The sequence below is a fragment of the Brevibacterium sp. FME37 genome, from assembly GCF_014897485.1.
Lineage (GTDB): Bacteria > Actinomycetota > Actinomycetes > Actinomycetales > Brevibacteriaceae > Brevibacterium.
Window position 1 is genome coordinate 1 of the sequence record NZ_JABUYE010000009.1, and the last position, 11,724, is coordinate 11,724.

The following is an 11,724-nucleotide window of genomic DNA, read 5'->3' on the forward strand; positions in this document are numbered from 1 at the left end:
CAGGCAGGCCAAAAAGGAGAAACTCATGCAATCTGAATATGACACCCCACCGGTACGAAAGTGATGACATTGCCGGGTGTGGTCAGGCCCGAGGGTGTGCCTGCCGATAGGTCTCCTGCAGTCGCTGCATCGAGACATGGGTGTAGATCTGCGTGCTGCTCATGGTCGAATGCCCCAGGAACTCTTGGATCTGTCGCAGATCCGCTCCCCCGTCGAGCATGTGGGTAGCCGCCGAATGCCTGAGCCCGTGCGGGCCGATATCCGGTGCGCTGGGGTCATCGGAGCCGTACTTATGGACGAGCTCTCTCACCTGTCTGGCTCCGATGCGACCGCCTCTGACGCCGAGGAAGAGCGCATCACCGCTGCCGCCGGAGGCGAACGTCTGCCGCAGGTTCAGCCACTGCTGCAGCGCCGACTGGGCGGGTTTCCCGAACGGGACGCGTCGTTCCTTGTTGCCCTTGCCCAGGACGGTGATCATCGAGCGCTGGTAGTCTACGTCGCTGCGGTTCAGTCCGGTCAGTTCCGATACACGCACCGCCGTGGCATAGAGCATCTCCAGGATGGCTGCGTCCCTGGCCCACTTGGCTGCTTCGATGGGATCGCTGTCCTCCGCCTCAGCGTGAGCAGGACGCCCCCGGGATACGAGATCGGCTGCCTGCTGAGGTTTGAGTACGGTGGGAAGACGCGATTCCTTCTTCGGAGTCCGCAGCCGCGCCGCCGGATTGTTCGTCAGCCCGTGCCGGTTCACGCAGTAGGCGAAGAAGGACTTCACGGCTGCGATCTTCCGAGCCACGGTGGACTTCGCTGCTCCGGCGTCATCGAGGGTGATGAGCCACGAACGCAGGTCGTTGAGATCAATGTCGTCCACCCCGAACTCAGCGGTTCGGACCCCGGCGTCCGTGGTCGTGGACTGGGCCGCTCGAGAGTGAGCCGCATGGTCGAAGAATTCGGTGACATCTGCGATGTAGGCCCGCGAGGTGTGGGCGGAGACGTCGCGCGATCTCAGGTGGTCGGCATAGCCGGACACCACCTCGGCGATGGTCATCGATTGGGTCACAACCTCAGGTTACGCGATCGGCCGAGCCTGACGGTGGACCTACGGAGTGGATCTAGGCCGGTCTGCGCAGTTTGATCCAGCCGGAATCGCGACGAGCACTCAGACCGGCCAGTTCGAGGACGGCGAGCGCAGAGAGAGTGTTCGGCACGGTCAGTCCGGCTCGTGCTGCCACAGTTCCGACATCCAGAGCCTTGGTCGCCGAGAGGACGTTGACACAGATCTTCTCTCGCTCGGCGAGGTCATCGATCGGATCTGCCGGTACGCGCTTTCGGCTGCTGGTTTGGAGGCTTGAGGTGCCGGCAGGAAGACTTGAGTCCTCTGACGAGGGGCTTCGGTTGTCGAACAGTGTGGGTTCCCCACTTTTGGTGAGTTCGATGACGTCCTCGCAGCTGGTCACCAATTCCGCTTCATGATCTCGGATGAGTCTGTGGGTTCCCGTCGATGATGCCGAATACACGGATCCGGGGAATGCCGCGACTTCACGGGAGAGCTCGAGGGCGTGTCGAGCAGTGTTGAGGGCTCCGCTGCGCCAGCCTGCTTCGACGATGACGGTGACCTGGGACGAGGCGGCGATCAGCCGGTTGCGGAGCAGGAAGCGGTGTCGCATCGGAGTCATCCCGGGAGCGGTTTCGGACACGATCGCACCTTGTTCGAGTATCTGATGGAACAGTTCGGTGTTCGCGACCGGATAGAAACGGTCGACTCCCCCAGCCATGAACGCGATCGTGGTGCCTTCTCGGGCGATGGCTGCTCGATGGGCGGCCGCATCGATGCCGAAGGCTCCCCCGGAGACGATGGTCAGCCCTCTCGCGGCCAGGTCCCAAGCAAGATCTGAGGCACATTTGGTGCCGTAGTTGCTGGCAGCGCGTGCCCCGACGATGGCGACCGCACGCTTTAATGCTGCGTTCAACTTCGCCTCGCCCCGGACCCACAGTCCCAGTGGTGCCGCCGGCCCCAGGTCACTGAGCGAAGCCGGCCATTCGTCGTCACTGGGAATGACGAGTCGCCCACCCAGTCTGTGCACGGCTTCGAGGTCGCGATGCCCCTGCGCGTCCTCGCCCCGCACTGCCCACCGGTCGAAAGCCTCTCCCAGCTGCCCGCCGCCGGCCACCGCGGCCACAAACGACGACAGACTCTCCGCGGCCTCGGCTGCTGACGATCTTCCGGCCGCCACCGCCCGAATCAGTTCAAGGACGGCGATCGGACCAACCTCGTTCACGAGTCCGGTGAGCAGTCCGTCGCCTGGTTCTCCGATCCTCAGCAGGGCAGCGATCGCCGCGCGAGTGTCTCTATTGCCTTCGTCGTTCATGAGTCTTGGGTCCTCAGCGCCAGAGCCGTCGTGATCTTGTCCGGTGTGGGCGCCTCTGTCCCTTCAAGATCTGCCAGGGTCGTTGCCACCCTCAGCACTCGGTCGTATCCGCGCATGGTGATCCTTCCTGTGTCGAGCGCACGGTCTAGGTCGCGCAGACTGTGCGGGCTCAGGGAGAAATGCTCACGCAGCCAGGCCCCGGGGGCGTTCGAGTTCAGCGTCCAGTCACAGTCGACGTATCGGTCGGCCTGTCTCTGCCTGGCAAGCCTGACTCTCCCAGCGACTGCAGCACTGTCTTCCTGTGCCCCGCCGAGGCGAATGTCTGCTGGGGAGACGGGGAACAGTTCGAGTTGCAGGTCGACTCGGTCCAGCAGGGGGCCGGAGAGCCTGTTGCGGTAGCGACGTTTGTCCATCGGCGTGCATCGACACGTGGATTCGGCTCCGCGCATCCCGGCTCCGCAGGGGCATGGGTTCGCCGCCATCACCAATTGGAACGATGCAGGAAGGACCATGGATCCCCAGGCCCGGTGGATGTGGACCTGTCGAGCCTCCATCGGCTGACGTAGTGCTTCGAGTACATCCCGTGAGAACTCGGGTGCTTCGTCCATGAACAAAACGCCTCGGTGGGCTCTGCTGAGAATTCCTATCGACCCCGGTCTGCGTCCGCCGATGAGCGCCGAGGCTGTGCTGCGATGGTGGGGCGCTTCGAATGGGGGCCGATGGTCAAGGCCTTCGCCGATGGGCAGCTCTCCGCGCAGGGAACGCACCGCCGCCACCTCGACGGCTTGTGGGTCATCCAACGGTGGGAGTATCCCCGGCAGGCACTGCGCCAGCAGCGTCTTCCCCGCTCCCGGTGTGCCTCGCATCAGGAGATTGTGTCCACCGGCTGCAGCGACCTCGAGGCCGAAACGCGCTTCGGCCTGCCCTTGGACTTCGGCGAGGTCGTGACGTTGCGAGGTTTCTGGGTGGGCGGCTGCTGCATCGACGACGGGTGGCAGCTGCGGGACGTTGAGTGCTCCGCCATAGATGTTGATCAGTTCGGCCAAAGAGGAGATGGTCATGACCCTGGCACCGGCGAGCAGTGCTGATTCCTGACGGTTGCCCACGGGGACGACGAATCGGTCGAAACCTGCCTGAAGACCGCTGTGCAGGCTCGGCAGCACACCGTTGACGGGACGAATGCGTCCGTCGAGGCCGAGCTCACCACAGTGGATGATCGATTCCGTGTGCGTTTCGGTGATGATTCCTTGCGCCTTGAGCACGGCCACGGCGATACCCAGGTCGAATCCTGTCCCGACCTTCGGCACAGTGCCGGGAGTGAGGTTGATCGTCACATGCTGTGTGGCCACGGGGATGCCCAGATATGCGAGTGCGGCCCGAAGTCGTTTCCGCGATTCGCTGACCGAGGCGTCCGGCAGACCGACGATGTCGATACCGGGCAGACCAGCGCTGACGCAGGCTTCAATGGACACGATCTTGCCAGCCAGACCCCAGAGCGCCACGGCGGACGAGCGACCGATCACATTGAGCTTCGCCTCCTCGCTCATGAGTCGACCTGCAGATTGCGGCGGTGGGAGTAGGCGGGTTCTGGTTCCATTACGATGCCGAGGGCATCGATGCGGACGCTGGGGAAGAAGTCACTTTGTCCGCGCAGCCAGATGCCCGAGAGCATTCTGATCCGCTTCAGCTTCGCCCTGGTCACGGCCTCGAGCGGAGATCCGAGGGCGAAGGTTCTGCGGGTCTTCACCTCTACGAAGACGATGGTGTCACCGTCTCGGGCGATGATGTCGATCTCTCCCCGCGGGCACCTGAAGTTACGTTCGATGACGACCATTCCCTGCCGCTGCAGGAATTCAGCGGCCAGGTCCTCCCCTGTCTGACCCACAGCACGCTGACGCATCCCCGATGTCGTTGTGCTCCGTCTGCCCGATGTTGGTTCCATGACAGACAGACCACTACCGGCACTGCAAGCGTGGCAAGAGCACAAAATCGGCCTGTGGACGGCGCTTAGCCGTCCACAGGCCGATCACGTGCAAGTCAGGGTTCGGTCCACAGACGAAGTGTGTGCGAGTGGTTCTCTCGATTCAGGAACTCACGTACGGCAGCCACTGGTCGTCAGAGTTCTCAGCCCCTGATTGACGTCGGCGGTTCCAGATCGTTCTTCGCGATCTCCTCGATGTTGACGTCCTTGAAGGTCAGCACGTGCACGGTCTTGATGAAGCGTGCTGATCGGTAGCTGTCCCACACCCAAGCGTCGCGCAGCGTCAGTTCGAAATAGACGTCTCCGGCATCGTTGTGGGCCTTGAGGTCAACGTGGTTGGCCAAGTAGAAGCGCCGTTCGGTCTCTACAACGTAGGCGAAGAGTCCTACGACATCGCGATACTCCTTGTAGAGCTGCAGCTCCAGTTGAGCTTCGTAATCGTCCAGATCATCGGTGCTCATGACGATCCCTCCTTCGCATCGTGCGCCGTTTGCAGGCGGAAGCTTCTCCGGTGGTGAATGCTGGGGCCGAAATCGGCGATGCCCCGACGGTGTTTCATGGTTCCGTACCCGACATTCGACTCCCAACCATACTGGGGGTGAGCCTGCGCGAGTGCGATCATCTCCTCGTCTCGGTCCACTTTTGCCACAATACTTGCTGCGGCGATGACTGGGACGCTGCCGTCACCTTTGATCACAGTCCGCACCGGGGGCAGATCCAAGTCCGCTGCGGGCCCGAATATCCCCAGGCAGTCGAGCGTGAGTGGAGCTGAAAGCCAATCGTGTTTGCCGTCGAGGAGCACCATCGTCGACTGCGGGCAGACTGCTGCGCCGAAGAGCGTCACCAGCATGTCAGACAGTGCCCGACGCCCGGCCAGGTTCAGAGCCATGGTCATCCCGAGTTCGTCGAGTTCATTCGGCGTCGTCGACCCCACTGCTGTCGCCCGCGCCCACCCATTGACACGATCGGTCGCGGTTTGACGCGACAGCGCGCTCAACTGCTTCGAATCATGAATGCCCGCAGGCACCTCGGCGTCGGTGAGCTCTCTGAGGTCGAAGAGAGCAACTCCCACGCTGACCGGTCCGGCCAGCGCACCACGGCCGACCTCGTCGATGCCGATGACGAACTCATAGCCTTCTGCCAGCAGTGCGCGTTCGAGGCTGAGGTCCTGCAATCCGATCTGTGCCATCAGCTGCCGGTGATTCCCTCGGAGTCGGGGACATCGGCGAAGACCGCTTTCGGCGTGGACATCCAGCTGAAATGCTTAAACGGCCAGTTGATGAGGAAGACGGTGCCCACCACGTTGTCTTCGGGAACATAGGGCTGTGTGTCGACGTGATATCGGGAGTCTGCGGAGTTGCTGCGGTTGTCTCCCATCACCCAGTAGTGGCCCTTGGGAACGGTGACCTTGAAGTCCATCTCGGAAGGAGCTGTGTCGGCGTCGAGGTAGGTCTCATCGATGGGTTCGCCGTTGACGAGGATCCGTCCCTGCGCATCGCAGCATTCGACGGTGTCGCCGCCGACGCCGATGACGCGTTTGATCAGCTGTTGGCCACCGTCTGCGGGAGCCAATCCGATGAATTCGAGGAGAGGGTTGGGCTGATATTCCGAGACTTCTTGAGGGCTCAGCCAATGGTCTGGGTCGTCGAAGACGATGATGTCACCACGGTTGGCCGGTCCGAAACGGGGCGCCATCTCATTGACAAGGACCCTGTCATCAATCTGCAGGGTCTCCATCATCGATCCTGAAGGAATGTAGAACGAGCGGACGACCCAGGTCTTGAGGGCGGTGGAGATGATAATGGCGACGAGGATGATCGCTGCGATCTCGAGCAGGCCACGGAGGAATCTCTTCGAGGCTGAAGGTGGGGAAGCTTCTGATTCGGTTGACATTCGTTCGCTTTCGCATCGGACCACAGGTTCCCCAGAGGGAATGAAATGAGCGTACCAGCACTCCGGAGCGCCACCTTTCAGCCGGCGATCATCTCGGCTGCCCAGATCGGCCACCCAGGTCGGCCACTAAGATCCGCGTGCCAGATCCGCGTGCCAGATCCGCGTGCCAGATCCGCGTGCCAGATCAGCGCGCCAGGTCAGCCGGCCAAGTCAGCGCGGCAGATCAGTCGATCGAGGAGCCATGGCCGATCACTGGTCCGATGACTCGGTCAAGGGGGATGAACCCGCCGCCTGGTTTGCCCATCAGTGCACGCGAGTCGGCGGAGTTGTTCCGGTTGTCGCCCATCACCCACATGGTGTCTGCAGGGATTTCGATCGAGAACTCAGTGGCTGAGGCCGGTTGCGGAGCATAATCCTCTGCAAGAGGTTCGTCGTTGAGCAGCATCCGGCCCTGCGCGTCGCAGCATCGGAGGGTGTCTCCACCGAGCGCGATGACGCGTTTGACGTAGTAGACGTCTCGATTTCCGATCCCAACCCATGACCCCACCTTCTGCAGCGGGGTCGGCAGCGCATCGTCAACGAAGGAGCCTCGACCGTCGAAGACGACGATGTCTCCGCGTTGGATATCAGACGTCAGCGCGTCGGGACGCCACACGGTGATGTCATCGCCGACGTTGAGGGTCGGTTCCATCGATGCGCTAGGGATCGTGAACCGTTGGATGACGAACCCGCGTACCGACCCGCCGATGACGATGATGAGGATCGCAATGACGGCGACGATCTTCCAGAAGCGGCCAGAGTACAGAAAACGCGACCCGAAGGTCGCGTTTTCTTGATTCTTCGGCACAGCGTGATCATTGCCCACAGTGCCAGGCAATAATCAGGCCTTTTCGCGGATGCGTGCAGCCTTGCCGCGCAGGTCGCGCAGGTAGTACAGCTTCGCGCGACGAACGTCACCGCGTGCGAGGACTTCGAGCTTCTCGACGATGGGCGAGTGCACTGGGAACGTGCGCTCGACACCGACGCCGAAGCTGATCTTACGAGCGGTGAAGGTCTCGCGGATTCCGTCGCCCTGGCGACGGATGACGATTCCCTTGAACACCTGAATACGCGAACGCGATCCTTCGATCACGCGAACGTGAACGTTGAGGGTGTCGCCTGGGCGGAACTCAGGAACATCAGACTTTATCGAGGCTGCATCAACAACATCAAGCTTCTGCATTGTGTTTCTCCATGTATCCCCAGCTTCAGGTCGAGGACACGCATATCGGACCGGTTGAACCGGTGATTGGATCGTCTGTCGGGATCACTCCCCGAAATTCTCCGATGTCGACATCGGAGAACAGTTCTGGGCATCCATCCCCCTGAAGCAGGTGAATGCCAACAAACGCGACGACCTATTCTTTCACGGATTCGTCTCCGGACTCAAACCGGTCCAGAACGCTTCGATCGTGCTTATCCAGATCGTGGAGTTCGGCGAGCAGATCGGGTCTGATCTCGGCCGTGCGCTCGAGTCTCCGGTCCCGTCGCCACCGTGCGATCGCACCGTGATTTCCACTGAGTAGGATTTCGGGCACGTCCCGGTCTCTCCAGCTGGCGGGCTTCGTGTAGATCGGGTATTCGAGGAGGCCGTCTTCATGGCTTTCCTCTGTCAGGGACTCGGGGTTGCCGATGACTCCGGGGATGAGGCGGCTGACCGCTTCGATCATCACCATCGAGGCGACCTCTCCCCCATTGAGCACATAGTCTCCGATGCTCATGGGTCGCAGATCGAAATGTTGAGCCGACCAGTCGATGACGCGCTGATCGATCCCTTCGTATCGTCCGCATGCGAACACCAGGTGGTCGGCGTTGGAGAGCTCCTCGGCGATGCGCTGGTTGAACACGGGGCCGGCAGGGCTGGGCACGATGAGGATCGGCTTCCCGTTACCGGCGGGCTCGCCTTCAGCAGAGTTCCCGCTGACTGTGCGCTCCTCGCCGCCGACAGTCTCAGGTGATTTCCCGCCGAGGATGTGCTCGAGTGCCAGCGCCCACGGCTCGGCCTTCATCACCATGCCGGCTCCTCCGCCATACGGTGAGTCATCGACGGTGTTGTGTCGGTCGAAGGTGAAGTCGCGCAGGTCATGCACGTTCAAGTCCAGCAGCCCCTGATCGACAGCCTTGCCGATGAGGGATAGCTGGAGTCCGGCCAGGTACTCCGGGAAGATGGAGACGACGTCTATCTTCATGCCTGTGCTCACGAGGCGTCGAAGAGACCAGCCGGAGGCGTGACTCTGACCCATCCGGCCTCAACATCGACCTCGGGCACGATCTCGGTGACGAATGGAATGAGCGCCTGATGACCGTCGACGTGCTTCATATGGAGCAGGTCCTGGGCAGTGCCGTTCGTGACGTCGACGATCTCGCCGACCTGTGTCTCGCCTTCGAGGACTCTCAGCCCGATGAGGTCTTCGAGGTACCAGGCATCGTCTTCGACCTCGTCCTCATCCAGGTCACTGAGGATCAGGGTGTTGCGGATCGCCTCGGCCCGGTTCCGATCGGGAACCTCGTCGAAGGTCAGCAGCAGACGGTCCCGGTGCCACCTCGCCGTCGCCAGCGTCAGCTCGCCGATGTCGGGATCGGTCGTGTAGGTCTGGCCGGGGACGAGTCGTTCATCCGGCCTGTCGGTACGCACCTCGACGGTGAATTCGCCTTTGATGCCGTGCGGTTTGCCCAACCGGGCGATCACCGTGTCCATGCTGCTCCTCGTGTTCATGAAAGTACTCAAGCTCGTGCGTGTGATGATGCGTGTGACCGTGCAGATGCGGGTACGCATTCACTTCAAGCACACAGTTTAGTCCGCTGACTCGGTCATATCTGCCTCGCGCCCGGTTTGCACCGTGCAATATCACCGCCTGATCAGTGAATACAGGAAAGGGGGACCCGGCGATGAAACGCCGGGTCCCCCTTTCCTGATGAAGGTGTTACGCCTCGATGAGGTCCACTCGCACCGACTCACGGCCGGCAAGAGAGTTGATCACGGTACGCAGAGCCTTTGCGGTTCTCCCCGCGCGACCGATGACACGACCGAGGTCTTCCGGGTGAACCCGAACCTCGAGCGTGGTCCCGCGCTGTGACGAGCGGGATCGAACAGCAACATCGTCTGGATGATCGACGATGCCGCGGACCAGGTGTTCGAGCGAATCAGCCAACATGATCAGGCTTCAGCGCTCTCTTCGGAGGCAGCAGGAGCTGCTTCTTCGGCAGGTGCTTCCGCAGCCTTGTCCGAACCCTTAGGAGTGATGGCTTCCTTGATCACGGATCCGGCAGCAGGAGCCACGAAGGCTTCCTTCTCCGGCTGCGGCTTCACAGTGTTCACTGCTTCGCCGATGCCGGTGTGCTTCTGCCAGTCACCTGTGAGCTTCAGGAGTGTGCGAACCTGATCGGTCGGCTGAGCACCGACGGAGAGCCAGTGCTGTGCACGCTCCGAATCGATCTCGATGACCGATGGGTTGCGGGTCGGGTGGTAGATGCCGATCTGTTCGATGGCCTTACCATCGCGACGTGTGCGCGAATCGGCCACGACAACGCGGTAGAACGGTGCACGGATTTTGCCCATGCGGGTCAAGCGAATTTTGACTGCCACTTTAGTGGTGTCTCCTTTTGTCTTTATGTTGCACAGAGGTTCCAGAAGAATCGTGGGGTTGACCTGTCGGAGTCTGTGACCTGGACTATCACCTCAACGCGGAAGAGAGGGCCCGCGTCGGAAGCAAAAGTACAAGACTCAATTGTGCCAGAAAGCCGTACTACTTTCCACCTGGGAACATCCCGCCGAAGCCCTTCGGCAGGTTCTTCATATCGAAGTCTTCTTCACCGTCGAGATCGACTCCCCCGAAGGCCGAGCCGACGGGGTCCTTCGTCTTGCCGGCCTTCTTGTCCTCAAGCGCCTGCGCCTGCTGCGCACGCTTGGCGGGGTTGCCCGACTGACCGCCCTTGCGGCCCTTCTTCTTGCCCACAGCCTTCTTCTTACGGTTGCCGCCGCCTGGCACTGAGCCCATTCCTGGCATACCGCCCATGCCCGGCATACCGCCGCCTCCGCCCATTCCGGGCATCCCGCCGCCACGAGTCATCCCACGCATCATCTTCTGCGCCTGAGTGAAACGCTCCATCAGCTGGTTGACCGCGGTCACCGTGGTGCCGGCGCCCTTGGCGATGCGTGCCCGGCGTGATCCGTTGAGGATCTTCGGGTTGGTGCGCTCTGCCGGAGTCATCGATCGCACAATGGCTTCGACGCGGTCGACTTCGCGTTCGTCGAAGTTCTCCAGCTGATCCTTGTACTGGCTCATGCCGGGCATCATGCCCAGCATCTTCTTCATCGAGCCCATCTTCTTCAGGCCCGACATCTGAGTCAGGAAGTCATTGAGGTCGAAGTCCTCACCGGCTTCGACCTTCTTCTGAAGCTTCGCGGTCTCCTTCTCGTCGAAGTTCTTCTCGGCCTGCTCGATGAGGGTGAGGATGTCACCCATATCGAGGATCCGGTCAGCCATCCGGTCGGGATGGAACTGTTCGAACTCCTTCATCGACTCACCGGTCGACGCGAACATGATCGGCTTTCCGGTCACCTCGGCGACGGACAGCGCGGCACCACCACGTGAGTCACCATCGAGCTTCGAGAGCACGACACCGGTGAAGTCAACGCCTTCGAGGAACGCCTCGGCGGTCTTCACCGCGTCCTGACCGATCATCGCATCGATGACGAACAGGACTTCGTCCGGGTTGACCGCGGAACGTATGTCAGCGGCCTGCTGCATGAGCTCTTCGTCGATGCCGAGACGACCGGCGGTGTCGACGATGACGACATCGTGAAGCTTGGACTTTGCGACATCGAGGGAGTCGGTTGCCACCTGCACCGGATTGCCGACGCCGTTGCCGGGTTCTGGTGCGTAGACGAAGGCGCCCGCACGTTCGCCGACGATCTCGAGCTGATTGACGGCGTTGGGACGCTGCAGGTCAGCTGCAACGAGCATCGGACGATGGCCTTCGGACTTCAGCCAGTACGCGAGCTTTCCGGCCAGTGTGGTCTTACCCGCACCCTGCAGACCGGCGAGCATGATCACCGTGGGCGGGCGCTTCGCATAGTTCAGGCGACGGGTCTCTCCGCCGAGGATGCCGACCAGTTCATCATTGACGACCTTGACGACCTGCTGGCCCGGGTTGAGCGCACCCGAGACTTCTTCGGACAGCGCCCTCTCGCGGATGCGTCCGGTGAATGCACGGACGACGGGCAGAGCGACGTCGGCGTCCAGAAGAGCACGCCGGATCTCGCGGATGGTGGCATCCACATCGGCTTCGGACAGCCGGCCCTTGCCGCGCAAGTTCTTGAACGTCGCGGTGAGCCTGTCGGAAAGAGAATTAAACACGTACAAGCCTTCTTCACGATAATTGGTCGACTCCCTAGCCTAACAACTCACCGGTGTCCGACTGAAACCGGAGAAGCTGAGAATG

At 61.6% G+C, this 11,724-nt stretch carries 14 protein-coding genes; all 14 read right to left on the reverse strand.

The annotated features are described in order from the left end of the window. Positions 1-82 precede the first annotated feature (82 nt). A complete protein-coding gene (locus tag INT29_RS11660) occupies positions 83-1,057 on the reverse strand; it encodes a tyrosine recombinase XerC (protein WP_193071722.1) in 975 nt (324 codons plus the stop codon). 52 nt (positions 1,058-1,109) lie between these two features. Continuing rightward, the gene (gene dprA, locus INT29_RS11665) at positions 1,110-2,366 is read right to left on the reverse strand and encodes a DNA-processing protein DprA (protein ID WP_193071723.1); all 1,257 of its coding nucleotides are present in this window, start codon (positions 2,364-2,366) and stop codon (positions 1,110-1,112) included. Further along, complete coding sequence (locus tag INT29_RS11670; RefSeq protein ID WP_193071724.1) at positions 2,363-3,913, reverse strand: YifB family Mg chelatase-like AAA ATPase; 1,551 nt, start codon at positions 3,911-3,913, stop codon at positions 2,363-2,365. The genes dprA and INT29_RS11670 overlap by 4 nt, the downstream gene beginning before the upstream one ends. Then, on the reverse strand, positions 3,910-4,308 hold the full coding sequence (locus tag INT29_RS11675) for a YraN family protein (protein WP_101571250.1): 399 nt from the start codon (positions 4,306-4,308) through the stop codon (positions 3,910-3,912). Before INT29_RS11675 ends, INT29_RS11670 begins: the two co-directional genes overlap by 4 nt. A gap of 182 nt (positions 4,309-4,490) precedes the next feature. Further along, on the reverse strand, positions 4,491-4,808 hold the full coding sequence (locus tag INT29_RS11680) for a DUF2469 domain-containing protein (RefSeq protein WP_101571252.1): 318 nt from the start codon (positions 4,806-4,808) through the stop codon (positions 4,491-4,493). Beyond that, a complete protein-coding gene (locus INT29_RS11685; RefSeq protein WP_193071725.1) occupies positions 4,805-5,536 on the reverse strand; it encodes a ribonuclease HII in 732 nt (243 codons plus the stop codon). The genes INT29_RS11680 and INT29_RS11685 overlap by 4 nt, the downstream gene beginning before the upstream one ends. After that, the gene (gene lepB, locus INT29_RS11690; protein WP_101571257.1) at positions 5,536-6,240 is read right to left on the reverse strand and encodes a signal peptidase I; all 705 of its coding nucleotides are present in this window, start codon (positions 6,238-6,240) and stop codon (positions 5,536-5,538) included. Before lepB (INT29_RS11690) ends, INT29_RS11685 begins: the two co-directional genes overlap by 1 nt. 223 nt (positions 6,241-6,463) lie before the next feature. Further along, positions 6,464-7,087: a signal peptidase I gene (lepB, locus tag INT29_RS11695; protein WP_193071726.1), complete on the reverse strand. Its 624-nt coding sequence runs from the start codon at positions 7,085-7,087 to the stop codon at positions 6,464-6,466. Positions 7,088-7,120: 33 nt separating this feature from the next. Then, on the reverse strand, positions 7,121-7,462 hold the full coding sequence (gene rplS, locus INT29_RS11700) for a 50S ribosomal protein L19 (protein ID WP_193071727.1): 342 nt from the start codon (positions 7,460-7,462) through the stop codon (positions 7,121-7,123). Between the two features lie 175 nt (positions 7,463-7,637). Next, positions 7,638-8,468, reverse strand: a complete 831-nt coding sequence (gene trmD / locus INT29_RS11705; protein WP_193071728.1) for a tRNA (guanosine(37)-N1)-methyltransferase TrmD — start codon at positions 8,466-8,468, stop codon at positions 7,638-7,640. Between the two features lie 8 nt (positions 8,469-8,476). Continuing rightward, positions 8,477-8,977, reverse strand: a complete 501-nt coding sequence (rimM, locus tag INT29_RS11710; protein ID WP_101571262.1) for a ribosome maturation factor RimM — start codon at positions 8,975-8,977, stop codon at positions 8,477-8,479. 226 nt (positions 8,978-9,203) lie between these two features. Continuing rightward, entirely contained in the window at positions 9,204-9,434 is a 231-nt protein-coding gene (locus INT29_RS11715) for an RNA-binding protein (protein ID WP_009885102.1), read from the reverse strand. A gap of 2 nt (positions 9,435-9,436) precedes the next feature. Beyond that, a complete protein-coding gene (gene rpsP / locus INT29_RS11720) occupies positions 9,437-9,865 on the reverse strand; it encodes a 30S ribosomal protein S16 (RefSeq protein ID WP_193071729.1) in 429 nt (142 codons plus the stop codon). Between the two features lie 160 nt (positions 9,866-10,025). After that, complete coding sequence (ffh, locus tag INT29_RS11725; protein ID WP_193071730.1) at positions 10,026-11,639, reverse strand: signal recognition particle protein; 1,614 nt, start codon at positions 11,637-11,639, stop codon at positions 10,026-10,028. Between the last annotated feature and the right edge of the window lie 85 nt (positions 11,640-11,724).